21 protein-coding genes are annotated in these 24,915 nt (G+C 38.6%); 12 read left to right on the top strand and 9 right to left on the bottom strand.

The window, feature by feature from the left end; genetic code table 11:
- Window positions 1-77: 77 nt before the first annotated feature.
- The 4 genes from C9J42_RS07145 to C9J42_RS07130 all read left to right on the top strand — a co-directional run bounded on the left by C9J42_RS07145 (window position 78) and on the right by C9J42_RS07130 (window position 5,955).
- Window positions 78-974: a 1,4-dihydroxy-2-naphthoyl-CoA synthase gene (locus C9J42_RS07145; protein ID WP_107287423.1), complete on the top strand. Its 897-nt coding sequence runs from the start codon at window positions 78-80 to the stop codon at window positions 972-974.
- A gap of 490 nt (window positions 975-1,464) precedes the next feature.
- A complete protein-coding gene (locus C9J42_RS07140; RefSeq protein WP_107246592.1) occupies window positions 1,465-3,153 on the top strand; it encodes an NAD-dependent malic enzyme in 1,689 nt (562 codons plus the stop codon).
- Window positions 3,154-3,353: 200 nt separating this feature from the next.
- Window positions 3,354-4,100, top strand: coding sequence for a vancomycin high temperature exclusion protein (locus C9J42_RS07135; RefSeq protein WP_107208459.1), 747 nt, complete (start codon window positions 3,354-3,356; stop codon window positions 4,098-4,100).
- Between the two features lie 484 nt (window positions 4,101-4,584).
- Complete coding sequence (locus tag C9J42_RS07130; protein WP_107208460.1) at window positions 4,585-5,955, top strand: DASS family sodium-coupled anion symporter; 1,371 nt, start codon at window positions 4,585-4,587, stop codon at window positions 5,953-5,955.
- A 58-nt stretch (window positions 5,956-6,013) separates the two neighbouring features.
- On the opposite strand, the gene C9J42_RS07125 is transcribed toward C9J42_RS07130, so the two are convergent.
- Window positions 6,014-6,412, bottom strand: a complete 399-nt coding sequence (locus C9J42_RS07125; protein WP_107208461.1) for a hypothetical protein — start codon at window positions 6,410-6,412, stop codon at window positions 6,014-6,016.
- 811 nt (window positions 6,413-7,223) lie between these two features.
- Here C9J42_RS07125 and C9J42_RS07120 point away from each other — a divergent pair.
- Window positions 7,224-8,186, top strand: a complete 963-nt coding sequence (locus tag C9J42_RS07120) for a TerC family protein (RefSeq protein WP_107208462.1) — start codon at window positions 7,224-7,226, stop codon at window positions 8,184-8,186.
- A gap of 50 nt (window positions 8,187-8,236) precedes the next feature.
- Here the strand turns inward: C9J42_RS07120 and C9J42_RS07115 are convergent, their stop codons facing one another.
- The 3 genes from C9J42_RS07115 to C9J42_RS07105 all read right to left on the bottom strand — a co-directional run bounded on the left by C9J42_RS07115 (window position 8,237) and on the right by C9J42_RS07105 (window position 11,527).
- Window positions 8,237-8,965 (bottom strand): HAD family hydrolase, encoded by a 729-nt coding sequence (locus C9J42_RS07115; RefSeq protein WP_107208463.1) that lies wholly within the window; start codon window positions 8,963-8,965, stop codon window positions 8,237-8,239.
- 163 nt (window positions 8,966-9,128) lie between these two features.
- Window positions 9,129-10,892 carry a murein L,D-transpeptidase gene (locus tag C9J42_RS07110; protein ID WP_107301834.1) on the bottom strand — a complete coding sequence of 588 codons (1,764 nt, stop codon included), beginning with the start codon at window positions 10,890-10,892 and terminating at the stop codon, window positions 9,129-9,131.
- A 377-nt stretch (window positions 10,893-11,269) separates the two neighbouring features.
- Entirely contained in the window at window positions 11,270-11,527 is a 258-nt protein-coding gene (locus C9J42_RS07105; protein WP_107208465.1) for a DUF333 domain-containing protein, read from the bottom strand.
- Window positions 11,528-11,649: 122 nt separating this feature from the next.
- On the opposite strand from C9J42_RS07105, the gene C9J42_RS07100 reads away from it, so the two are divergent.
- Both C9J42_RS07100 and C9J42_RS07095 read left to right on the top strand, forming a co-directional pair.
- The gene (locus C9J42_RS07100; protein WP_107287426.1) at window positions 11,650-13,194 is read left to right on the top strand and encodes a YjjI family glycine radical enzyme; all 1,545 of its coding nucleotides are present in this window, start codon (window positions 11,650-11,652) and stop codon (window positions 13,192-13,194) included.
- 14 nt (window positions 13,195-13,208) lie between these two features.
- Window positions 13,209-14,081 (top strand): YjjW family glycine radical enzyme activase, encoded by an 873-nt coding sequence (locus C9J42_RS07095; protein ID WP_255419057.1) that lies wholly within the window; start codon window positions 13,209-13,211, stop codon window positions 14,079-14,081.
- A 120-nt stretch (window positions 14,082-14,201) separates the two neighbouring features.
- On the opposite strand, the gene C9J42_RS07090 is transcribed toward C9J42_RS07095, so the two are convergent.
- Both C9J42_RS07090 and folE read right to left on the bottom strand, forming a co-directional pair.
- Window positions 14,202-15,149 carry a LysR family transcriptional regulator gene (locus C9J42_RS07090; RefSeq protein WP_107208467.1) on the bottom strand — a complete coding sequence of 316 codons (948 nt, stop codon included), beginning with the start codon at window positions 15,147-15,149 and terminating at the stop codon, window positions 14,202-14,204.
- Window positions 15,150-15,300: 151 nt separating this feature from the next.
- On the bottom strand, window positions 15,301-15,954 hold the full coding sequence (gene folE / locus C9J42_RS07085; RefSeq protein ID WP_107208468.1) for a GTP cyclohydrolase I FolE: 654 nt from the start codon (window positions 15,952-15,954) through the stop codon (window positions 15,301-15,303).
- Between the two features lie 306 nt (window positions 15,955-16,260).
- Between folE and moeA the strand changes: the two genes are divergently transcribed.
- From moeA to C9J42_RS07065, 3 genes are all read left to right on the top strand, one after another.
- Window positions 16,261-17,496: a molybdopterin molybdotransferase MoeA gene (gene moeA, locus C9J42_RS07075; protein WP_107301833.1), complete on the top strand. Its 1,236-nt coding sequence runs from the start codon at window positions 16,261-16,263 to the stop codon at window positions 17,494-17,496.
- Between the two features lie 16 nt (window positions 17,497-17,512).
- Window positions 17,513-18,283, top strand: coding sequence for a molybdopterin-synthase adenylyltransferase MoeB (gene moeB, locus C9J42_RS07070; protein WP_107246584.1), 771 nt, complete (start codon window positions 17,513-17,515; stop codon window positions 18,281-18,283).
- 186 nt (window positions 18,284-18,469) lie between these two features.
- Window positions 18,470-18,976 carry a DUF2059 domain-containing protein gene (locus tag C9J42_RS07065; RefSeq protein ID WP_105060312.1) on the top strand — a complete coding sequence of 169 codons (507 nt, stop codon included), beginning with the start codon at window positions 18,470-18,472 and terminating at the stop codon, window positions 18,974-18,976.
- A 93-nt stretch (window positions 18,977-19,069) separates the two neighbouring features.
- Here the strand turns inward: C9J42_RS07065 and C9J42_RS07060 are convergent, their stop codons facing one another.
- Window positions 19,070-20,278, bottom strand: coding sequence for a NupC/NupG family nucleoside CNT transporter (locus C9J42_RS07060; protein ID WP_105060313.1), 1,209 nt, complete (start codon window positions 20,276-20,278; stop codon window positions 19,070-19,072).
- A 477-nt stretch (window positions 20,279-20,755) separates the two neighbouring features.
- On the opposite strand from C9J42_RS07060, the gene C9J42_RS07055 reads away from it, so the two are divergent.
- The gene (locus tag C9J42_RS07055) at window positions 20,756-20,989 is read left to right on the top strand and encodes a glutaredoxin family protein (protein ID WP_107208474.1); all 234 of its coding nucleotides are present in this window, start codon (window positions 20,756-20,758) and stop codon (window positions 20,987-20,989) included.
- Window positions 20,990-21,091: 102 nt separating this feature from the next.
- On the opposite strand, the gene C9J42_RS07050 is transcribed toward C9J42_RS07055, so the two are convergent.
- Window positions 21,092-21,934 carry a S1 RNA-binding domain-containing protein gene (locus tag C9J42_RS07050; RefSeq protein ID WP_005367598.1) on the bottom strand — a complete coding sequence of 281 codons (843 nt, stop codon included), beginning with the start codon at window positions 21,932-21,934 and terminating at the stop codon, window positions 21,092-21,094.
- Between the two features lie 312 nt (window positions 21,935-22,246).
- On the opposite strand from C9J42_RS07050, the gene C9J42_RS07045 reads away from it, so the two are divergent.
- Complete coding sequence (locus C9J42_RS07045; RefSeq protein ID WP_107208475.1) at window positions 22,247-23,656, top strand: hypothetical protein; 1,410 nt, start codon at window positions 22,247-22,249, stop codon at window positions 23,654-23,656.
- Window positions 23,657-23,724: 68 nt separating this feature from the next.
- On the opposite strand, the gene cfa is transcribed toward C9J42_RS07045, so the two are convergent.
- Window positions 23,725-24,867 (bottom strand): cyclopropane fatty acyl phospholipid synthase, encoded by a 1,143-nt coding sequence (gene cfa, locus C9J42_RS07040; protein WP_107301832.1) that lies wholly within the window; start codon window positions 24,865-24,867, stop codon window positions 23,725-23,727.
- Window positions 24,868-24,915: the final 48 nt, after the last annotated feature.

Below are 24,915 nucleotides of genomic sequence, written 5' to 3'. Positions count from 1 at the left end.
TACTAATTTCATCGAAAAATTGACTTTTTTTTGTAACTCCCTAGCCTTACAGCATCAACTTATGGAGGCAACGCCACATGACAAAGAAAACCATATTTAATCCTGAGCTTTGGAACGAAGTTGAAGGCTTTGATTTTGAAGATATTACTTATCATCGCGCCAAAGATCAGGGTACTGTTCGTATCGCAATTAATCGTCCTGATTGCCTGAATGCATTTCGTCCCAAAACAGTTGATGAGCTTTTCACCGCACTCGATCACGCTCGTCAATGGTCTGATGTAGGCTGTGTATTACTAACGGGTAATGGCCCATCTCATAAAGGCCAGTGGTCATTCTCATCGGGTGGCGATCAACGTATTCGTGGTAAAGATGGCTATAAATATGAAGGCGAAGAAGCGGGTACTGCTGACGTTGCGCGTATGGGTCGACTTCATATTCTAGAAGTACAACGCATGATCCGCTTTATGCCAAAAGTCGTTATCGCGGTTGTTCCCGGTTGGGCTGTTGGCGGCGGTCATAGCTTACACGTTGTTTGTGATTTAACGCTGGCATCTAAAGAACATGCCATATTCAAGCAAACCGATCCTGATGTTGCGTCGTTCGATTCTGGTTACGGCTCTGCGTATCTGGCTAAAATGATCGGTCAAAAACGTGCCCGTGAAATCTTCTTCTGTGGTTTTAATTACAGCGCACAAGAAGCCTATGAAATGGGCATGGTGAACAAGGTTGTTGATCACTTTGAACTAGAAGAAGAAGCGCTTCGTTGGGGTAAAGAAATCACAAGTAAATCACCAACAGCAATGCGTATGCTAAAATACGGTTTCAACCTTCCAGATGATGGTTTAGTCGGTCAGCAACTGTTTGCTGGTGAAGCAACGCGTCTTGCTTACGGTACAGAAGAAGCACAAGAAGGTCGTGATGCGTTCCTAGAAAAACGCGATCAAGATTTTAGCCGCTTCCCTTGGCATTACTGATCGACTCAATTTCTAGATAAATAAAAGCCACTTACTGATTATCAATAAGTGGCTATACTGCTTTACTCATTTATTTTGCTATGAATCCTAACGTAGAATAATCAATCGAAACAACACTGAAGCCTTCGCTAAATAGTGATTTATGACACATCTCCTTGCGTAAATGTCTTGTTAATCTCCCCCCATCGTTGGTCAATATTTTAAAATTGAGTATACCGTTGTGACGAGACGATATTGTTCAAAAAAATGATTTATAAAATATGGCACGCGTTCACGCATATAAACTAATTACATCATTAACTCGCCAAAAAACGTCACTAAAACAAAGTATCAATTTAAAAAACAGCATTTTCACAAATAATATGGCTCAACTTTCAAAATAAGTGATCATACCCTTTGTATTCTTATCTTTGACGTTCTAGCATTAGTGACCAACTGAAAACTTGCACTTGTTTTCAATTTTAATCTTCTAGCTACAGAGTCTATTTGCATGAACAACGATAAAAGACCTTTATATATCCCCTATGCAGGTCCTGCACTACTTGAAACACCTCTTCTTAACAAAGGTAGTGCATTCTCTGTCGAAGAACGTATGTTCTTTAACCTTGAAGGGCTTCTTCCTGAAGCTATTGAATCTATTGAAGAACAAACAGAACGTGCTTATCAGCAATACCTAAAGTTTGATAACGATATGGATAAGCACATTTATCTGCGAAATATCCAAGACACCAATGAAACCTTGTTTTACCGTTTGGTAGAAAATCACGTAACAGAAATGATGCCAATCATCTATACCCCTACAGTGGGATCTGCGTGTGAGGATTTCTCAAATATTTACCGTCGTGGTCGTGGTCTATTCATTTCATACCCAAACCGTGATCGTATTGAAGACATGCTGAACAACGCGTCTCGTCAGAACGTTAAAGTGATTGTTGTAACCGATGGTGAGCGTATCCTTGGTTTAGGTGATCAAGGTATCGGTGGTATGGGCATTCCAATTGGTAAGCTTTCTTTATATACCGCATGTGGTGGTATCAGCCCAGCTTATACTTTACCTGTTGTTCTTGATGTTGGTACCAATAACCCACAACGTTTATCTGATCCCATGTACATGGGTTGGCGCCATACCCGCATTACCGGAAAAGAGTACGATGCGTTTGTTGATGAATTTATCCAAGCCGTAAAACAACGTTGGCCTGAAGCATTAATTCAATTTGAAGATTTCGCACAAAAAAATGCAATGCCTTTACTTGAGCGTTACAAAGATAAAGTTTGTTGCTTTAACGATGATATTCAAGGCACAGCAGCGGTAACTGTTGGCTCTCTACTTGCGGCATGTAAAGCAGCAGGCAATAAACTGTCTGAGCAGCGTGTAACCTTCCTTGGTGCGGGCTCGGCAGGTTGTGGGATTGCAGAAGCGATTATTGCACAAATGGTGTCTGAAGGTATTTCTGATGCACAAGCGCGCAGTCAAGTATTCATGGTTGACCGTTGGGGCCTACTCATTGATGGCATGCCAAATCTACTCAACTTCCAACAAGCTCTTGTTCAGAAAAATGCACAATTAGCAGATTGGGATGTGGCAGATAATAACATCTCACTCCTTGATGTTATGCGTAATGCAAAACCAACGATTTTAATCGGTGTATCTGGTGTTCCGGGACTGTTTAGTGAAGACGTGATCCGTGAAATGTACGCGCACTGCGAACGCCCTATCATTTTCCCACTTTCCAACCCAACCAGCCGCGTTGAAGCAACACCGTTTGATTTGATCCGTTGGACGGATGGTAATGCACTTGTTGCAACAGGTTCACCATTTGAGCCTGTGATTTATGAAGGTAAAACTTATCCAATCGCACAATGTAATAACAGTTACATTTTCCCAGGTATTGGTTTAGGGGTATTAGCCATTAATGCTCGCCGTGTTACCAATGAAATGCTAATGGAAAGTAGTCAAGCCTTAGCGGAGTGTTCTCCACTTGCTATTCATGGACATGGCCCACTATTACCGCCATTAGAAGATATTCAGAAAGTCTCACGTAAAATTGCTTTTGCCGTTGCGAAGAAAGCGGTAGAACAACATAAAGCACCGAAAAACTCCGATGAACGTATCCGTGAAAAAATCGATGCTAACTTCTGGAAATCAGAATATCGTCGTTACAAACGAACTTCGTTCTAAACCTCAGTTTAAAAAAGGTGCCAATCTGGCACCTTTTTTTGATGTAAGTAATACTGCGCCTTTACTCGTTATTGAATATTATTTCAGCAGTCATAAGGTAAAATGACAATACGCAGACATTTACCTCTTAATTAATAAACATTTTATTAAATGATTAGGGTAAGATATAAGATAAGAACTTTGTACTTTCGTGGATAATTATGAAACTGCTCAACTTCATCCGTATTTCTGCAGTTATCTGTATCTTATTTGTTTCAACATTATTGTTATTTGATCGTTGGGTTTCAGCTCGTACATCTGATCGCATTTATCATGATATCTCTACAGTACCCAAACATTCTGTGGGATTAGTTCTTGGAACAAGTAAATATATAGCTAAGACACTAAACCCATATTATGAATATCGTATTACAGCAGCATTAGATTTATTTAAACAAGGTAAAATAGATTATTTTTTACTCAGTGGTGACAATGCACACCGCTCATATAATGAACCTTGGACGATGAAACGAGATTTATTAAAAGCAGGTGTTCCTGATGACAAAATTGTTTTAGATTATGCTGGGTTTCGAACGCTTGATTCTATCGTCCGCGCAAAAGAAGTGTTTGAAACGGATAACTTTACAATTATTACCCAACAATTCCACTGCGAGCGCGCCCTATTTATTGCTGACAGTTATAACATAAAAGCTACATGTTTGGCGGTACATGAGCCAAATGGTACGGCACAACTTAAAATCCGTATTCGAGAAGTACTTGCTCGTGTTAAAGCATTGAGTGATCTGTTTATACTGAATGTTCAGCCTAAGTTTCTAGGCCCTAAAGAACCTATTATAAAACCCGCACCTTCCACTGTTATCAGTGATGATACAGCACCATCTTCAGCTATTAATAGTCAAAAGCAGTTAGATAATTTAGCAGTGACAAAAAGTAACACTTCAAAGTAAAACATAAAGCCAGTGATTTCACTGGCTTATATTTTTAACCTGTCTTTAGCTTTTATCTCTCATCATCTTCATAAACCTATGCTTTACATCTTTCATATGATGAAAAACGTCGGTTTTCATCTTCTTTTTTAACTCTGTACGTTTAGTCTGTCTCTGCATCCCTGCCATTTTACTGCCCATCTTTGCGTCAATAATTTGTCGGAAAACATATTAGCACAGGCTACAAAAGTTATAGCGGCGATTCTTTGTGATCAACACCTAAATTATTAGTCATTGATAGAATGATATTGCTCTATTTTCTTAACCTTCGAATAAACAATAAAATATCTTTTTATTTCAATCGTCTAGAAATAACAAAATCACTTAATTATCACCAAAAATTAACCGATTATATACATAAGTCTCAAATTCTTTCGTTAACAAGCCTTATATTAGCAGCGCAACTAGATGCATTAACTACTGGCCTTGCTATTGGAGAAACGCTATGACAGCGCTCACACTCACGATTAAACAATGGATATTGAATCGTAATAGTCTAATTATCATTGCAGATATACTTTTGTTTTTAACGCTACTAAACACGCTACCATTTGAAGCTAATATCACATTAGGGCTTAGTATATTAAGCTTTATCGCTGTGCTCTGGTTAACTGAAGCATTACATGTCAGTGTCACTGCCATTCTCGTTCCCTTACTCGCCGTATTCTTTGGTGTTTTTCAAACTCAGCAAGCATTAGCAAACTTCTCTAATCCAATTATATTTCTCTTTCTTGGAGGCTTCGCGTTAGCTGCAGCATTGCATAAACAGCAACTCGATCAAGTCATTGCAGATAAAGTGCTAGTAGCTGCAAAAGGTAAGATGTCCGTCGCGGTATTGATGCTATTTGGTGTAACAGCAGGGCTATCAATGTGGATAAGTAACACAGCCACTACCGCAATGATGCTGCCATTAGTACTAGGGGTATTAAATAAGGTTAATAGTAAAACAGGTCATAACACTTATGTATTTACCCTACTTGGTATTGCTTATTGTGCCAGTATTGGCGGCATTGCCACGATTGTCGGCAGCCCTCCTAATGCCATTGCAGCCGCAGAAGCCGGATTAAACTTTACCGAGTGGATGTACTTTGGCATACCTGTGAGTCTTTTTTTGTTACCGCTAACCGTTGGTCTGTTATATATTCTTCTAAAACCAAATTTAAATCACACCTTTGAGATTGACCACACTCCTGTCACTTGGACAAAAGGAAAGTTTCTTACTCTAGCTATTTTCCTTCTCACTGTTAGCTGTTGGATTTTCAGCAAACCCATTAACGCATTTTTAGGTGGGTTCGCTAAATTTGATACGCTGGTTGCCTTAAGCGCCATCGTATTATTATGTGTGTCACGCGTGGTTAGCTGGAAAGATATTCAAAAATCAACAGACTGGGGTGTACTTATTCTATTTGGTGGCGGTATCTGTTTGAGCAATATATTAAAAGCCACGGGAACAAGTGTCTTCTTAGCACAAGAGTTAAGTACGTTTTTAAACCAAGCGGGTTTATTCCTTACTATTTTAGTTGTTGCTATCTTTGTTGTTTTTCTCACCGAGTTTGCAAGTAATACTGCTAGCGCAGCGCTGTTAATCCCTGTATTTGCAACCGTTGCAGAAGCATTAGGTGTATCGCCTGTTGTGTTATCAGCTCTTATTGCTATCGCGGCTTCTTGTGCCTTTATGCTGCCTGTTGCGACACCACCTAATGCGATCGTATTTAGTACAGGCTATATAAAACAACAAGAAATGATGCGTGTTGGTATTTATCTCAATATCTTATGTATTGCATTTCTAACAATATTTACTTGGCTATTCTGGTAATTTTAATAAAAAATACATATAAAGAAGGTGCCTGCCAACACCTTCTTTATCTATTATTTCATAATAAGGTTATGAGTAACCTTTCATTGTTTCCATTTTCTTTTTCTAATTTACACTTTCCTTTTTTTTCTATTTTTTTTAATTGCTCTTCTTCTAAAGCAAAAGGTAATAATAATAAAATACTTTTTATACCTTCATTTCGTGATAATAATAATAATCGAATAATATTCTGCGTATCACTGGCACTGCTTGATAATACTTTTAACGCCTGTTGATGTAACTTTTCTGCGGGGCTTATTTGTGAATATGTGCCTGTTTTAATATTTAATTCAAAAGATGAAATGATGTTTTTTACAACATCAATAAATGTCCATTTTTGATTACAAAGAAGCGAGAGGAAATGCGTGTAATCAAATATGATTTGCTCTTTTTCTGATGTGTTCAACATTGTTTCCATAACTATCCTTAGGTAGAAACATAACATCTTCTAGCATTAACTTAATGTCCTTATCACTATACGACTAGTAGAATAACAAACTAAATCACCCAACCTTGATTTGTGATTATCGTCACATAAAACATTTGATTTAACATTACAAAAAACACTTTTAAAACAAAGATTTAACAACAAGAAACCTTTTATTATCACTACTCATTTATGATTAAGCATGTTACGTGACCGTATATTCTGTGGTAGCAATACCCCAAGATCTCCTTTAATACACAAAAAAAAATGCTTAACCATTCGATCAGGTTATTGAGAATAACAATCAATCGATATATTTAAGCGCGTAATTTTACCTTTAAAAACGCTGTACCATTATATAACTGCTTTATATGGTAATCATTTTGAAAAACGACTGGAAAATTTGTCAATACAAGACTAAAATCGCCTTGTTTTGGGGAGTAGTCACAATTGTTCGTCTGTCGTCATCTCGAAGTTTACACTTCCGGCAGCCGTGAATGGATTTGCATTATTATTCATGCACCATTTTGACGAGACCAATGCCATTATCGCTTGCACATTGGTGCAGTCATACTCAAACACTCAGAGGTTTGAGTTTTTAATGCGCGTAAGGTTGATTGTGAAACACCCTTTTACCCTGCCTTCCGCGTTTTTAATCTTTATGCGATAACATATTGTTGCCAAACTATATTGCCTTTTTATAGGCATATAACTTTATACTTATAAAAAACTAATATTTATTATTTAGTTTATAAAATAACAATACGTTATCGCTTTAAGGTCGATTTTTAGGAGAGACTCTATGAGCCTTTTTAGCTATGAAGGGTTCGCTGTATTAACAGTGTTAATGTTTGCGTTGGATTTGTATCAAACACGTGGTGGTAAGATTTCCATCAAGAAAGCAGCTATCTGGAGTGTATTCTGGGTTTTTCTCGCTTTCTTATTTGCGGTGTTTATCTACTTCAATTGGCAGTTGATGGCACCAGAAAGTACCTACAGTAATTCAAAAGCAGCAACTGCTTTTGTCACGGGCTACTTATTAGAAAAATCATTAAGTGTTGATAACTTATTTGTTTTCGCCCTAATTTTTGGCCAATTTATGGTACCTGAGCGTTTACGCCCGCGCGTATTAATGCTCGGCATTGTCGGTGCGCTTTTTTTACGTGGTGGTATGATCGCAGTCGGTGCTCAACTCTTGGATGACTTCCATTGGGTTATGTACATCTTTGCCGTTTTCCTTCTTTACACTGGCTTCAAACTCTGGAAAGAAGATGAAGAAGAACAAGAAGACTTCTCAGATGCGTTACCGGTACGTATTGTAAAACGCTTCTTTAAAGTTACAGATGATTATCACGACCATAAAATGTTCGTTAAAGGAGAGCATGGTTGGTTAGCGACACCATTACTTGTTGTGGTTGCAGTGATCGCGCTTACCGATGTCATGTTTGCACTCGATTCTATTCCTGCGATCTTTGCGGTAACACGTGAACCGTTCTTGGTGCTTACTGCTAACGTATTTGCATTACTAGGCTTACGCTCACTGTATTTCGTACTTGAGGGTATGTTAACGCGTTTCTGCTACCTACGTGTCGCACTGGCATTTATTCTAAGCTTCATTGGCTTGAAGATGCTTTTAGTCGGTACCGCTTGGGCTATCCCAACAGCGGTATCACTGTGTGTCATTGTTCTTACTATTTCCATCGCCATTGGCGCATCGCTATGGAAAACACGTAACGACGAACAAACGCCTATCAATCATGAATAAAAAGTAAAAAAAACGCCACAGGTGTCTGTGGCGTTTTTTATCTTTATTGTCTAAGCCAATTTAGCAACAATAGTTTGAATATCAACAGGGTTAGTAACAATATAGTCAGGTTTAATCAGCGCTAATTGCTGATGATCGCTGTCTTTTTGGGTATCAACCCATACGCTCTTAATACCTGCATTTTTAGCACCTATAATATCTGCCGCCAATGAATCCCCCATATGGATGACTTCTTCAGGTTTACAGTTCACCAAGTTTAGTGCTTTTTCAAAAATACTTACTGCCGGTTTTTCCTCAGGCTCTTCCCCACCCACAATAATATGATCAACATATTGCTGCATTTCTGTTGCGGCCAACTTTGGATGTTGTGAAAAAACCGGACCATTGGTAATAACAACCAATTGATATGATTTGCGCAATGCCAACAGCGTTTCTTTCATCTGAGGAAAAAAATCAAAGCTAGCCATACGAGATTGATCAAAGCATGCTTGAATAGCGACTGCAGCATCAAAAGATAACTCAATGCCCTGCTCTTTAAATAAAACTAAAATAAGGTTTTGGCGGAAGAGAAGCTCATCGGATATTAGTGGCACTAGCTCAGGTAATTCATCATTGAGTTTTTTATATACACCTGCAATATAGCGTTCTAAAAACATGTCTACATTTAATTGTGGGTACAAATTACTGACATATAATTTCAGCTCGTTCGCGGCATGTTTGTCAGCTAAAGACGTTGCACACAAGGTTTCGTCCATATCGAGAAAAATAGCTTTTAACACGTTAACCTTCTTTATTAGTGATTACAGGCACACTTATAGTAACGAGTATGGTGCGCTTAACCTAGTATTTATCATGATTTCATTACCCAAACTGATGAGTATCACGTATTTTAAGTATAAAAAAACCAGCAACCTAGTGCTGGTTTTTATCTTTAATTACGACTTAATTTTTAACAAAATCTTTCATCGTAATAAATTTATTTTTAATCTTATTTGCACTTGGCGAGTCATAACCGTAGATATCTTCACGCATTTGTACTTTACCATTATTATCAACCCATGCCGTGAGATAGACAAAATCGACACCAATCCGCTTAGATAAACTCACGGTTTTTTGCTTTTGCGCATCTAACATTTGTTTAAATTCTGGAATGTTTCCACGATTTTGGTACTCAATTACATAATTAGCAAGATCATAAGCACGTTCAACACGTACACAACCAGAGCTTAAATCACGCTTAGTTTTGCTAAACAATCCGCGTGAAGGAGTATCGTGCAAGAAAATAGCGTAATCATTTGGCATAAGGAACTTAACACGACCAAGTGAATTACGAGGACCAGGACCTTGCTGAAACTCATGCGGAAATGTTTTTGGATTCACCGTCGCCCAGTCAATACTCGTTGGTGAAATCACAGTACGATCACGCCAACTATTTAAAATCTGCATATTATGCTGCTTTAAATAATCAATATTGTGCTTCACTTTTGGGATAACATCATGCTGCTTGATTGTAATCGGTACGTTCCAGTATGGGTTTACAACCATAGTCGTAATAGCCGATGAGAATAAGTTTGTAGGACGGCTATCACGACCGACAATGACTTTAGATTCAAATACGATGTTACCTTTATCAAACACTTCTAACTTATAGTTAGGAATGTTAACCCAAATATGAGGACGATTTTCATTATACTTATTTAAGGTAGCCACACGTAGCGTATTCAATGCTAAACGACGCGCAATATCCGCATAAGGCATAACAAGTTGCTGAACAGTTGCCTCACCAATAATACCATCACTTGCTAAACCATGACGTTTTTGGAATGCTTTTAAGCTTTCAAAAACAGCACCAGAATTGGTGATCTGATGTTCAAGTGATAAACGGTCGTAATCTGTCTGATCCATATCACCAAGGGTATACAATACTTTAATCAACTCATGCCCGTTAGGCAGTGTTGCCCCTTTGCGATAAACCTGCTTAAAGTTCGATGATGTTAAAGTATGCGCGGGTAAATTCAGGTATTTGGCAATCGCATCCATTGTTGGTTTAAATGCAATATAACCAGGACGTAATTGCTCAAGTCTCGCAAGTGTCATCGGATAAACATTAACGCCATCGGCATATTTGCTCATCGACTTACTCATGTTAATAGGCTTAGACAAGAACAGTACATCACGGTGAGTTGCAATGTAGTTTTGGAATGCGCGATACACATAATAGGTATCAGTCGCTAATAAGTCATAAGCTTGCTCGTTATTTTCACTCTTAAGCTTATTCAGTTCGGAAAGACGTTGGGATAAACCCGGTAGCATTTTTGTATCTACAACGGCTTTTAACTGTAGTTCAAACTCATCTCGCAGTGCTTTATTTTGCCAAAAAGGATAAAACTTATTCTCAGTATACGCTTGTTCTATTTGAGACTTAAAACAAACCTTATTCACCGAATCAGCACAAAGTGTTTTGGTGCTAAACACTGTTTGATTGTTTAAAGAAGACCAATCCACACTACCTGTACTCGTTGCAGGAGCTTCTCTATCATTTACAGGAGGAAACACAACAGTATCTTTATCCGGCCCTGTAATGTTCACATAGTTATGTGGTGCAATGTGTGCTAATTCAATAGCAAAAGCACTACTCGGAAGAATCAAAGATAAAACAAGAAGCTTGCTGAAACACTGAGTGACAACACGCTGAGAATTAAACATCTTCAAAGCGATCCTTATCAAATAAAAGAAGAAAGATATCCGTATTAAAATAACTAAACGTTCATTTACAACCATGTAACGCTTACATACGGCACACAAACAAAATAACCTGTATAAAGGCCAATATCAGTATATTTAGACAAATTTTTAATCACGATACAATTCAAATAACGTAACTTTAAACGTTAAATATACCCTAACAGGATTTTTTATACTGAGTATCACACATTTAATACAAATATCACCTTGATTTAAAAGATAAAAAAAACATTATTTGAAATGGTGTTCATAAAAACACCATTTATCTAAAATATCTATTAGCGCAAGTTAATCGGCATTTTATAGTGAGTTCGTCTCAATTATGCTCAAAAATAAAGCTACTTATTGTTTTCGCGATAGAAAGCCCACTCTTCTACAACTTTACCATCCGCTAAGTGACAATATCCCACTTCACCTTTTTCTTCTTTTTTAATTTCAAGTTTCCCACCCTGCTCCTCACAGTAAACAGAAGCTGGATTCGCCATACCAACCGCTTCTTTTTTGGGTTGTTCTGGTTGTTTTTGCTCTTCTTTATTACACCCAACTAATGCGATACCCAAACCGATAACAGCGAATAAAACTGTCCACTTTTTCATATTCATCCCTTATGTCATTCGCTTTTCCATTTTGGAAAACATACGTTAATTCTTTTTCACTTCTGGAAATTGTTAATCTCATCTAAAGTGCCACTAAATTATAACAATGCACGGTACTTGCAATGTCATTACATTCCAAAATAAAACAGATTATTTCTTCTTCTACATTAAGCCCGAAACAAAAAACATTGTTTCTCTCTCTCGAAGCTGAAGCAATTGTAGACTATATGCCAGTAAGTGACGAAATTTTAGAAGCAAAAAATGAAGGAATTATCTGTGATATGTTCGAAGGTAATGCGCCTTTTAAGCCTCGCTACATACTGCCCGACTATGCTAAATACTTACAGAATGGTTCAAGCTATTTAGAGCTAGAGCCCGCAAAAAATCTGGATGACGCGCTCAATGCGCTCACCATTATTTATCATCACGTACCGTCTGTAACTAACTATCCTGTTTATATCGGTCAACTTGATGATTTATTGTTACCGTTTGTAAATAGTGAATCTGAAACTGATATTTACAACAAGCTAAAGCGTTTTTGGATTATGCTCGACCGCACCCTACCCGATGCGTTTATGCATGCCAATATTGGTCCAACTGATAACATTATTTGCCGTACTATTTTAAAAATTGATGCAGAGCTTAAGCAAGTCGCGCCTAATCTCACTTTTATGTACGACGCTGAAGTATCACCAATATCTTTACTCGAACAAGCTTGCCAAAATATTTGTGAATGCAGTAAACCCCATATTGCCAACTACCCAATGTTTAAAGATACATTTGGTAAACAAGGCTTTGGTATTGTTAGTTGCTACAACTCACTACCGTTAGCAGGCGGCGCAAATACACTTGTACGCTTAAACTTAAAAGCGGCGGCAGAAAAAGCAACAGATGTAGATAACTTCATCAACCAAGTGCTACCGCATTATTGCCAAATGACTTTCGGACTTATTGAAGCGCGTTCAGCATTTCTTCATGAAGAATCAAACTTCTTTACTAGCTTTTTAGTACAAGAACAATTGATTGATGAAAACCGTTTTGCCCCAATGTTTGGTATCTATGGTATGGCAGAAGCAGTCAATTTATTATTGGAGAAATCAGGCTCAACAGAAAAATATGGCCACAGTGATTCAGCCAATGCATTAGCATTATCTATCACTCAACTATTAAGTGACATTGTCACGAATACACCAGTGAAATATGGTTATAACCAGCGAGCACTATTGCACTCGCAAGGTGGTATTAGCAGCGATCAAAACGTAACACCAGGGATCCGTATTCCTTATGGTACAGAGCCTGATCCTGTTTTGCACATTAAAGCGCTGGCTGCACATCATCAGTATTACCTATCAGGTATCAGCGATATTTTAACCATTGATGAAACAATCAAACAAAATCCACTCGCCATGGTTACCTTATGTAAAGGCGCATTAAATATGGGGTTTCGTGAGTTTACCGTAAACGTTCACTCAAACGATCTTGTTCGAGTAACGGGCTATATGATTAAGCTATCTGATGTTGCTAAATTCAAAGAGGCCGGTTCACGTACCAATACAACGTGGTTAGGCTCAGAAGCCAGCGAACAAACCGACATTTTAAAACGTCTACCTCGTGTGTTAAGTCACGAGCAAACACCTCATTATTCACATCTCTCTATTGAGAATTAAGAGTTAACAAGTAAATGATTTCAGCCACTATTAGTAAGATACTTAATTTTTCGTGCGTTGATGGACCCGGCAACCGAATGGTGATTTTTTTTCAAGGATGTAACTACAACTGCAAAAATTGCCATAACCCACAAACCATCGGTCTTTGTAACCATTGTGCAGACTGTGTTAAGCAATGCCCAACACAAGCATTACAAACAATTCATACGAAAAGTGAAAAAACTAAAGTGGCATGGAATCAAGCATTATGCACTGAATGTGATAAGTGTATTGAGGCTTGCCCTCGACAAGCGAGCCCTAAAACCATAACGATGTCAGTTTCTGAATTAATTGAAAAAATTCATGAAAATAGGTTATTTATTAATGGTATTACCGTTTCTGGTGGCGAGGCATCACTTAATTTACCTTTTATTATTTCGCTATTTCGTTTAATAAAAACGACGGCTTCACTGAAACATTTAACATGCATGATAGACAGTAATGGCAGTTTAAGCGTAACGGGTTGGAAACACCTTACCCCCTACCTTGATGGTGCGATGATTGACTTAAAAGCATGGCACGATGAAACGCATAAATGGTTAACCAACAGAAGTAACCACCGCGTTTTTGAAACGATGAATTTTCTTCATGCTCAAAACAAATTACACGAAATAAGACTTCTGCATATTCCTAATAATACCGATTTTATGGAGCAGATAGAAAAAGTAGCGTATTACTTACGTCCCTTTTCAAGCAGTGTGAAAATAAAGCTCAATGCTTTCAGGCATCATGGTGTGGTAGGTGATGCACTCAACTGGGATGAGTGTAACCAAGAAGAGATTAATCAATTAGCTAACGGACTATCAGAGCGTGGCGTGAAAAACTTACTGACTCCTGCTATTTATTAAATCAAAAATTTAGATATTCCGTCTGCTGATCATAGCGACATAATTAATTAAGTCGTTCAGCAGTCGGAGTTTCGTTTTCTTTAGATCCTCACTTCTTAACGTATCTTTTGAAGTGAGACTTTATAAATCAATCTCTGCTGTTTTATCTTCAACGCCACAAAGAATTAAAATTTGCTGATGTAACCAACGAAGAGCAGGATCATTCATGCTCGGTTGATGCCACACCAAACTATAAGCAACCTTGCCATAATTAAACGGTAACGGCTTTTCAACAAGTGCTTTAGACTGTAATGCCGTACTTGCCCAACGTTTAGAGCAGGTAAATAACAAATTACTGTTATGACACATCGTCGCTGCACCACCAAAGTCTGCGACATTCACCACCACTTTTCTTTTATGATGCTGTTGCGTTAATTGCATCTCAAAAAATGGCACACTTAAATCACTATCCAAAATACCAATATGACCACAATTTAAATAATTTTCTATTGTCAGCTCTTTATCGGCAAGAGGATGATCATGCGCCATTAAGCAAACCATCTCATCGGTAAACAAGGTCTGCCATACTAAGTTATTTTGCATCAATGGTGGCTGGCTAAGATCGTGTGGCAAAATCACAAAATCCAATATGCCTTTGGTTAAACCATCAAAACCAATGCTGTCTTTCGACCAAATATCAAAACGGACATTCGGCGCTTTTTTTAGAACATGGGCATAAAGACCACCGGCGATTAATTCAAAAGTACTTTCCCGCATCGCAAGTGAAAAACTCCCTTCATACTCTTCTGGCTGAAACGCTTCTTTGGTCATGATCTGATTCATATCACTGATCATTTGGTGAACCGTAGGGCCTAGCCTACGAGCTAAAGGAGTAGAAATTAGCTTATTACCATGACGATAAAAGAGTTCGTCATTGAGATTGTCACGTAATTGGCTGAGTGTTTTACTAACGGAAGAAGGGCTTACACATAATCGCTCTGCACATGCCGTAACACTTAGCGTATCTAGCATTACGTGCAAGGTAATTAAGTGTTTCATACTTATACGAGAAAGTTTAATTAAATCCATCTGCGACCTTTAATATATAAGCCAGAAAATCGATAATTCAGCAGTATGAGATAAAAAAAATGCTAGTCAATAAAGGACTAGCATTTCTGTTCATTTATTAATAGCGCACGTTGTTTTTGTTTTAAATTTCAACAATAGCGTAAACTATTATTTATCGAATACCGTTTAAGAACTCTGCACGTGTCGCTGAATTTTTCTTAAAAATACCACCAAGCGCTGTGGTTGTGGTTACACTGGTTGCATCCATAACACCACGCGCTTTTACGCAATAATGCGTTGCATCAATCGTAACTGCGACATCATCACTTTCTAATAATGTTTGAAGTGCGACTAACACTTGTTGTGTTAAACGCTCTTGAACTTGTGGGCGCTGAGCAAAGAAACGAACAATACGGTTAATTTTGGATAAACCAATAATTTTCCCACGAGGAATATAAGCAACCGTCGCTTTACCATCAATCGTTACTAAATGGTGCTCACACGTACTGGTTAACGTGATGTCTTTAACTCGCACCATTTCATCACACTTCATTTTATTTTCAATGACGGTGATTTTAGGGAAATTGGCATAGTCTAAACCTGAAAACACTTCATCAACGTACATTTTCGCAATGCGGTGTGGGGTTTCAACCAAGCTATCATCAGTCAGATCTAGCGCGAGTAACGATAAGATCTCACGCATGTGGTATTCAATCTTTTCTTTTTTCTCTTCGCGGCTAACATCTTGTTCAACCATTGGGGTTTCAAGACCACGGGCTGCTAATGCATCACGAACTAGTACTGCAGATTCACTTAATGCTGTCATTCTTTTCCTCCAACTGGCACAGGCTGAAATGCAATAAAACAAGCCTGTTTTCGCTCGCCAGCGCTAAAAACATACGCAGAATACCTCCAAATGAAAATAATTACACCTCCCATTTATTAGGGATTAGTCCAATTGGCCTAATTTTGGCATAATCAATCCCTTACAGCCCTTAACAATAAAGGGTAAAATCATAATTAAGCGATTTACTACGTGGTTTGAAGGGCTATTAATATTTATCATTTTACTGATGCTCTTGCTTCAAAGCCACTATGATTCAAATTAAACAATAACGAGATGGATACCATTATGGGATGCTGCGACGTACCAGGCCTTATGCCCGTTGAAACTGCCATTGAAAATATTCTTGAGCAAGTTTCCTCTACAACTACAACATCAACGGTAGCATTAGCCGATGCAATGGGATTAGTGCTAGCGCAAGATATTCTTTCGCCTATCAACGTACCACCATTTGCGAACTCGGCAATGGATGGTTACGCGCTTCGTGCTGAAGACTTAGCAAATACAGATACATTGATTTTAGCGGGTAAATCTTTCGCTGGTGTTCCATTTGAAGGTAAATGTCAGCAAGGTCAATGTATCCGTATTATGACGGGTGCTGAAATGCCTGCCGGTACAGATACCGTGATTATGCAAGAGGAAACGTCTGTTGATGGTGAGAACATCACTTTTAATATCAAGCCAAAAGCGAACGATAACGTGCGCCCAATTGGTGATGACGTAAGCCTTGGTGAAACTGTGCTAGTAACAGGTACACGTTTAACTGCGCGTGAAATGCCTTTACTTGCATCACTTGGTATTGCAGAGCTTGAAACGTACCACCGCCCGAAAGTGGCTTTCTTTTCTACTGGTGACGAATTACGTCCAGTAGGCGAAACACTAGAAGCTGGTCAAATCTACGACAGCAATCGCTACGGTATTCGCGCTCTACTAAAAAAATTTGGTTGTGAAGTGTTAGATTTAGGCATTATTCCGGACTGCCCTGAAAAACTGCGTGACGCATTTTTAAAAGGCTCAACAGAAGCCGACGTATTAATCACATCAGGTGGCGTTAGTGTCGGTGAAGCGGATTACACCAAAGATATTTTGGATCAAGAAGGCCAAATCGGTTTTTGGAAAATCGCCATGAAACCGGGTAAACCTTTCGCGTTTGGTAAAATCAATAATGCTTGGTTCTGTGGCCTACCGGGCAACCCAGTATCAGCAATGCTGACTTTATACCAACTAGTACAACCTATGCTGGCGAAACTAGCAGGTAACAGCCAATACCAACCGCCTGTTCGTGTAAAAGCAAAAGCGACAACAATGTTTAAAAAACGCCCTGGTCGTACCGATTTCCAACGTGGTATTTACAGCATTAACGTTGAAGGTCAATTAGAAGTAGCAACAACAGGCAATCAAGGCTCTGGTGCCTTTAGTTCAATGCACCTTGCTAACTGCTTTGTGGTACTAGAGCAAGATCGTGGTCGTGTTCAAGCGGGTGAAGATGTGACTATCGAAATCTTCAACCACACCTTGTACTAAGCAAACGGTATTTCTAATGACAACAGAAAACACAAATAACGTTGAACTGACAGATGATGAAATGCTGCGGTATAACCGCCAAATCATTTTGCGTCAGTTTGATTTTGAAGGGCAAGAAGCATTAAAGTCTTCTTCTATGCTTATCCTTGGTGCTGGAGGCTTAGGCTGTGCTTCTACGCAATATTTAGCCGCTGCTGGTGTGGGTAAACTAACCCTGATTGATGATGATAAGGTTGAAGTTTCTAACCTTCAGCGTCAAGTGTTACACCATGATGCTACGGTTGGCCTATTAAAGGTCGATTCTGCAAAAGAAGCGTTATGTCGTATTAACCCATATCTTACGGTAGAGACCATAGCCAAACGCTTAACCGATGAAGCGTTACTACCACTCATAGAAAGCCACGACATTGTTTTAGATTGTAGCGATAACGTTGATACTCGTAATCAACTTAACCGCCTATGCTTTAGAACCAAAACGCCGCTTATCTCCGGCGCAGCAATTCGTATGGAAGGTCAGCTCAGTGTTTACACGTACCAAGATAACGAGCCGTGTTATCAGTGTTTAAGCGCCCTATTTGGTCAACAAACATTAAGCTGTGTTGAAGCAGGCATTATGTCGCCCGTTGTCGGCATCGTTGGTGCAGTTCAAGCGATGGAAGCAATCAAAGTGGTTGCCAACATGGGGACACCATTAACAGGTAAACTGCTCATGCTAGATGCGCTCACAATGAGCTGGCGAGAAATGAAGTTAATGAAACAACCCACTTGCTCAGTTTGCGCTAATTGATCATATCCGCTGTATATGCCATCCATGAAATATACAGCGGTAATTCCTTTCACCCATCACTGCTTTACTAACGACTACCTCTAAATCCCCTAGCCGATCGGTTTCACACAACTCAAGCTCAAATTTATATATCGAGCATTTTTTTGCTAAAACACCTTAATACAAAAAATAAATTACGGGATAAACATGTTTAGTAAAAAGATCTTAGCAGCAGCCTTGCTTGCGTTGTCATTTAATGTCTCTGCAGCCACTGGTGACATTCCAGTCTCAAAAAAACTACTGATAGATAAACTATTAGCGCAAACGGGGCAATCTGCCGTTGCTGTCGGTAGGCAATATTCAGATTTATTCACCCAGCAAATGACATTGATCTTAAAGCAATCTAAGCCCGATATTAATCCCAAAGCGTTTGACATTGTAGAAGAAGAGATCAGTGCCATCATGGATGAAGAGTTTGTGATCAACGACAGCTTCAAAACCATGATGTACCCAATCTACAATAAGCATTTCACTGAAGATGAACTGCGTAAAATGATTGAAATTAACGATACCGAATTTGGCAAAAAGTTAATTCGAGTAATGCCGCTTATCAATCAAGAAGGCATGTTAGTTGGACAAGAATTTGGACAGAAATTAGGTCCGAAAATTCAAAAACGTATAACCAAGCGTTTTAAAGAAGAAGGGATAAAGTAAACCGTTTACTCTTCAGGTATTAAAAAGCCGACTGTGACTATTTTTCTAATACTCAGTCGGCTCTCTTATCCAATACTATTTTTCACTCTGCTACTAGAGCAATAAAATAATACTCACAATCGCTGCACTCATTAAGTTTGCCAGTACACCAGCTGCAACTGCGCGGATACCGTATTTCGCAATAAATGGACGGCGCTCAGGAATTAAGCTTCCCATACCACCAATCAAAATAGCCAGCGTTGTAATATTGGCAAAACCACATAATGCAAAAGTAACAACAGCAAGGCTGTGTGGCGATAAGGTATCCTGCACTTTAATCATATCAATGAAAGCAACAAACTCGTTCATCACTACTTTTTGACCAATTAACGAACCCGCAGTTACCGCCTCGCTCATTGGAATACCCAGTAAAAGTGCAACTGGCGCAAACAGGTAACCAATCAACATTTGGAACGTTAAGCCATGAATACCAAAGAACTCACCAATATCGCCTAACAGGCCATTAAATAATGCGATTACACTGATAAAAGCAATCAATGTTGCACCAATAGTCACCGCCATACGCAAGCCAGACATTGCACCATCAGCCAACGCTTCAACTACATTGGTTGCTTTAGGAATTTCAACACTGGTAATTTCATTCGCTGATAGCTTATTCTCGCTTGGCGGCATAATGATTTTTGACATTAATAAACCAGCAGGCGCAGACATAAACGCAGCGGCAATCAAGTAATTTAAATCAACACCAACAGCGGCATAACCCACCATCGTAGAACCTGCAACAGAAGCCAAACCACATGTCATCACCGCAAAAAGTTGTGAATCATCCATAGATTTTAAATACGGTTTAATAACCAGTGGGACTTCAGACATGCCGACAAAAATGTTGGCACCAGCAGATAATGATTCAGCACGACCCGTACCTAAAATACGTTGCAGTGCGCCACCAAAAATATTAACGACTTTCTGCATAATGCCTACGTGATACAGCATAGAAATCAGTGCAGAAAAGAAAATAATAATACCAAGTACATTAACGGCAAATACAAAACCGATACTACCTGTTGCCAAACCACCAAATAAAAATGACAAACCATCTTTACCATAATCGGTGACGTACGTTACGCCATTGCTGACAGCTTGAAGTGCTGTTTTACCTGCTGGGATATATAAAACAATTAAAGCAAACAGTACTTGTAACGCAAACGCGATAGACACCATTTTTACAGGAATACGCTTTTTATCCGTTGAGATAAGAAACGCGAGTAAAAGTAGAACGAATATACCTAATAAAGCAATCATGAGATCTTTGTTGTTACCCAAAAGAGGGTTGCATTGTATTTACACTAAAAATACAAGCAACATCACATTGTTATTTGGTTGTTACACCAAGAGTGATACACCTAAACTTATTGAGCCAAAAACAAAAGCTAACCCATAAAAATCAAAACATTAGCTGTAAATGCTGCTTTATTATTTCCATATAAAAAAAATAATTTGCTTTAACGCAATAAAATCGAAAATATCAGCGTATTTAACAAGCATGTATGTGCTGATATTTTCAACAAAATAAAATACGTATTTGCAAAGCAATCTATAAGTTACAGCGTTATCACCTATGCCTTTACCGTATCACTTCTTTATTACTGATAGGAAAAAGTAAACAGGCTTAAAAACTTGTTTGATTTAGACCACTTGTAACTACTGTTCTGTCATTACTATCTTTCATTTCATTTATGTTAGAGTTACAGCAAATATTAAAATAAAAGAAACATCCCAATGAAACGTATTGTCTTATTTAGCCAGAAAAACTGCTCAAACTGTAAAGATGCACAACAATACATGACAAATAAAAACTACAGTTATCGTTTGGTTGATATCAGCTCACCAAAAGGAAGAAAGGAATTTAATAGTACTGGCGCTAGATCTGTCCCTGTTTTAAAAGTGGGTGATCAGGTGTTAATTGGCTGGAATATTACCAAGTTTGAAAAAGCATTAAAGTCAAAAGACTAAGAAAGCATTTAATACTACTTTTCAGTGAGTTATTATTTTTTAGATATAAAAAAACCGACAGCATGCGTCGGTTTTCTTTTACTCGATTTATCGAGCAAGTTGTTAGTCGTTGTCGTTTAAGCGGATACCTTCACGCTCAATAACAATTAACCCTTTCTTGTATAAGCCACCAATCGTTTTCTTAAAGGTCGCTTTACTTGTACGAAAAACTTGGAAGATTTCATCAGGAGTTGATTTATCACTTACTGGGATAAAGCCACCTTTACGCTCTAACGAGGTTAAGATTTTATCCGCTAGATCGTCAACACGATCTTTACCCATTTTCTGTAGTGATAGGTTTAACTTACCATCTGGACGAATTTCTTTAATGTAGGCTTTTAATGCTTTACCAATAAATAGCTTACCAAATGATTCTGTTTTAAAGAAAAGTCCCCAATGTTTACCTTCAACCACGGCTTTAAAACCAAGATCTGTTACTTCAGCAATAATTACCTGCACTTCTTGACCGATCTGGTAAGTTGCTGGTGTCTTATCTAAGTAACGGTTAAATTTAGTAGTACCCACAATACGACCAGACGCTTTGTCTGTGTATACGTGAATAACCACTTCTTGACCTTCTTCTAAACGACGGCGTTGCTCACTAAATGGAATAAGCAAATCTTTCGTTAAACCCCAATCAACAAACGCACCAATGTTGGTTACACCCACTACACGTAGTTTTGCGAAATCGCCAACTTGTGCATAAGGTTCCGTTGTTGTAGCAATGACTTCGTCATTCGAGTCGAAGTAAATAAATACTTTTAACTTATCGCCTAGCTCGGTACCTGCTGGAACTGAGTTCTTAGGTAACAGGATATTACCGAAGTCTTCACCACCATCAAGAAATACGCCAAAATCTACTAGTTTGACGACTTCTAGTGTGTTGTATTTTCCAATTCTAATCATGTATCAGGTACTCTCTGCATAGGCAACGACACGCGTTTGGTGATGTTGCTTCAATATCTTTATCAATCAATTTATTAGCTGCATGATGAATTAGCTATATCTCGCTAATCAATCGGCTATAATGCACGTGTTGTGCTTAGATTGCTGCATTATACGTGATGTTGGTTCGCAACGCCTGACCTATCTGCATTTATTTGATGATTTTTCATGCTATCAGCGCAAACTTATATAGTTAACAGTAATATTTAAAACCAACTTATTCTAAAATTAATAGAGTAAGTTATTGTTGTAGATCTTGGAGGATATCAATAAGTGATCACTGTCGATAAAAAAGATGGGCATAAATTAAAAATATCCCATGTTATTCAAGAAACAACCAATCGGCAGCTCGATATGTACATCTTCATTCCCGGTGAGCTTGGTTTAAATGCCAATATCATTTCTGAAGAAGAGTTCTATCATAACGCTATCCACGGTAAACGCACTTATTTCAGTGATATTAATCACCTTCCTCTTGTTCATAGTCGCCTTGCCAGCCGTGGAAAATTATCTATCGAACAATACCGTTTAAGCTTAAGCCTTTACGCTTATCAGTATGCACTCGCGCTAGAAAAAGCCACCAATGATTTATTAAATCAAAATGATAACCCGACATTTGAAGATGTTGAGGAATCTGCCAATATCTCGGTGCGTATTTTAAAGCGCTTACGTCGAAATATTCCAACCGACAAAAAGCTGCTTAAGTATTACGAGAATATTGATAACTATCTGTCTTGGTTTACTGAGCAGCGCTTCCTTCAGTTAATTTCTCATCTTCCGCGTGGCAACGATTACAACGCCATTAAAACAACGTTACTTGAAATCTGTGAATCTGAAACACAACACCGAATAAAGCATAATTATAACTCGGCTAAAGCGATGGAAGATCCAACCCGTATGTCGAATAAAATGCGGCTATTACGACGTTTGATTGAATACCCTGTTACGATGAGTGAGAAAACCATTGAGCTGGGTGCAAGCACAAAAAAAGTGGTGACAGGCGCAGCTGCCGGCATTGTGATGATTTTTGTCACCATGATGCTGATAAAAGCACGCGGTATGCTCGGTGATATTACCGCGTCATTCATTTTGGTGTTATCGCTAATTTATGCCGCACGTGAAGTGTTTAAAGATGACTTAAAAACCATGCTTTGGCGTTGGTTACGGAAAGGTAAAGCTCGTTGGCGCAAGCAGTTCTTTGATGCGAATACCACTCATTTAATTGGTCGACAGCTCGAATGGCTTGAATATATTAGCTATGACAGTTTACCAACCGATATTCGTAAAACGCGTAAACATAAAGTGTCTCACCGGGAAGAAACCATTCTTCACTATAAAAGTACCACCCGTATGTCACCAACAAAGTTTTTAAGTGGTTATGAGCAAACGCGAGAATCGATCATTTTAGATTTACGTACTGTTGCAGCATTAATGGAAAAAGGCTCTCAGCGTTTATACCAACTGAATGATGGCCAGGTAACAAAAGAGTCTGTGGAAAAACGTCACCTGATTAACTTAATAACCAAAGAAACAGACGAAGATAAAACAGTGCGTATTCAGCGTTGGAAAATTATTATGAGTCGTTCCAAAATTGTGGATATTGAGCCTATTCTCCCTCCAGAGAAAAAGCCAGTTGCGGAAGCTCAAGCTGCGAAGGAAAGCGAAAAAGCGCAAACGGCCTAACGCTCAAAAAGCTCACTGTTGACGATAACAATCGTGCAATAGTGAGCTTTTTACTGTGGTATTGAAAATTATGCTGCACGAACAGAAACTGGTAATTCTGCACCTTTTTTTGTTAAACCAAATTGCCACACATTTAAATCACGACAACGGAATGCCCCAGCGCAAGACAGCAAGTAATAACGCCACATACGGTAGAAACGCTCACCATACTTCTCTGCTAATGTCGGCCAAGCGGCTTCAAAGTTATCATTCCAAGCGACGAGTGTTGTATCGTAATCAGGACCAATGTTCTGTACATCTTCAATATTGAAATAATCTTCAGCTGACGCACCAATTTGCATCATTGATGGGATCACACCGTTAGGGAAAATGTACTTATTGATCCATGGGTCAACTGAGGTTTTTGATTTCGGACTACCAATGGTGTGAAGTAAGAAAATACCGTCTTCAGCAAGAAAACTGTACGCAGATTTAAAGTAGTCTTCATAGTTTTCAGGGCCAACGTGCTCCATCATGCCAATAGAGACAACGCGATCATAAGGCTGCTCTGGTTGATATAAGCGGTAATCTTGAAGAATAAAGTTAACGGGTAAGCCTTTATCGTCTGCTCTCGCCTGACCAAGTGCTGCTTGTTCTTTTGATAAGGTTAAACCATCACAAATAACACCATACTTTTCAGCAGCAAAGATCATAAAGCTGCCCCATCCACAACCAATATCAAGTAAACGCATACCCGGTTGTAAACCCATTTTGCGGCAGACTAAATCTAGCTTTGCTTCTTGCGCTGCTTTCAGGTTGTCGCTGTCTTTCCAATAAGCACACGTATAAGTCATACGAGGATCGAGCATAGCTTCAAATAAATCATTGCCTAAGTCATAATGAAAAGGCACATCCTGAGTTACACGCTCAACACTTTGAGGGTTAAATAATTGCTTAAGTTTAGACGCGCCAGCTTTTAACCCTAATTGTATTTTTGTTGTGGTGGTTAGCCTATCTTCGATACCAGCATGTAATACACGAGAAATCATTTCATCAATAGCATCACAGTCCCACATGCCATCCATATAGCTTTCACCAAAGCCTAAAGAACCATCTTTTAATACGCGATCAAAAACACCTTCATCATGAATTTTAATATCCCAAGGACGATTACCATTAATTTTCACATCAGCAAAATCTAAAATGTCTTGAAAAAATTGATTATTTGTCATTCTGTATACCACTACTTTTTATTTGTATGACAAATTGCCTTTTTGTAT

The sequence above is a fragment of the Photobacterium sp. GB-56 genome, assembly GCF_003026105.1.
Lineage (GTDB): Bacteria > Pseudomonadota > Gammaproteobacteria > Enterobacterales > Vibrionaceae > Photobacterium.
Note: the sequence above shows the minus strand (reverse complement) of the source record. Positions and strands in the feature narration are given on the sequence as shown.

What these genes read in the sequence shown, in the direction of transcription:
- C9J42_RS07145 (WP_107287423.1), top strand. Translation starts at nt 78, where the DNA reads ATGACAAAGAAAACCATATTTAATCCTGAGCTTTGGAACGAAGTTGAA.
- C9J42_RS07140 (WP_107246592.1), top strand. Translation starts at nt 1,465, where the DNA reads ATGAACAACGATAAAAGACCTTTATATATCCCCTATGCAGGTCCTGCA.
- C9J42_RS07135 (WP_107208459.1), top strand. Translation starts at nt 3,354, where the DNA reads ATGAAACTGCTCAACTTCATCCGTATTTCTGCAGTTATCTGTATCTTA.
- C9J42_RS07130 (WP_107208460.1), top strand. Translation starts at nt 4,585, where the DNA reads ATGACAGCGCTCACACTCACGATTAAACAATGGATATTGAATCGTAAT.
- C9J42_RS07125 (WP_107208461.1), bottom strand. Translation starts at nt 6,412, where the DNA reads ATGGAAACAATGTTGAACACATCAGAAAAAGAGCAAATCATATTTGAT.
- C9J42_RS07120 (WP_107208462.1), top strand. Translation starts at nt 7,224, where the DNA reads ATGAGCCTTTTTAGCTATGAAGGGTTCGCTGTATTAACAGTGTTAATG.
- C9J42_RS07110 (WP_107301834.1), bottom strand. Translation starts at nt 10,892, where the DNA reads ATGTTTAATTCTCAGCGTGTTGTCACTCAGTGTTTCAGCAAGCTTCTT.
- C9J42_RS07105 (WP_107208465.1), bottom strand. Translation starts at nt 11,527, where the DNA reads ATGAAAAAGTGGACAGTTTTATTCGCTGTTATCGGTTTGGGTATCGCA.
- C9J42_RS07100 (WP_107287426.1), top strand. Translation starts at nt 11,650, where the DNA reads ATGTCATTACATTCCAAAATAAAACAGATTATTTCTTCTTCTACATTA.
- C9J42_RS07095 (WP_255419057.1), top strand. Translation starts at nt 13,209, where the DNA reads ATGATTTCAGCCACTATTAGTAAGATACTTAATTTTTCGTGCGTTGAT.
- C9J42_RS07090 (WP_107208467.1), bottom strand. Translation starts at nt 15,149, where the DNA reads ATGGATTTAATTAAACTTTCTCGTATAAGTATGAAACACTTAATTACC.
- folE (WP_107208468.1), bottom strand. Translation starts at nt 15,954, where the DNA reads ATGACAGCATTAAGTGAATCTGCAGTACTAGTTCGTGATGCATTAGCA.
- moeA (WP_107301833.1), top strand. Translation starts at nt 16,261, where the DNA reads ATGGGATGCTGCGACGTACCAGGCCTTATGCCCGTTGAAACTGCCATT.
- moeB (WP_107246584.1), top strand. Translation starts at nt 17,513, where the DNA reads ATGACAACAGAAAACACAAATAACGTTGAACTGACAGATGATGAAATG.
- C9J42_RS07065 (WP_105060312.1), top strand. Translation starts at nt 18,470, where the DNA reads ATGTTTAGTAAAAAGATCTTAGCAGCAGCCTTGCTTGCGTTGTCATTT.
- C9J42_RS07060 (WP_105060313.1), bottom strand. Translation starts at nt 20,278, where the DNA reads ATGATTGCTTTATTAGGTATATTCGTTCTACTTTTACTCGCGTTTCTT.
- C9J42_RS07055 (WP_107208474.1), top strand. Translation starts at nt 20,756, where the DNA reads ATGAAACGTATTGTCTTATTTAGCCAGAAAAACTGCTCAAACTGTAAA.
- C9J42_RS07050 (WP_005367598.1), bottom strand. Translation starts at nt 21,934, where the DNA reads ATGATTAGAATTGGAAAATACAACACACTAGAAGTCGTCAAACTAGTA.
- cfa (WP_107301832.1), bottom strand. Translation starts at nt 24,867, where the DNA reads ATGACAAATAATCAATTTTTTCAAGACATTTTAGATTTTGCTGATGTG.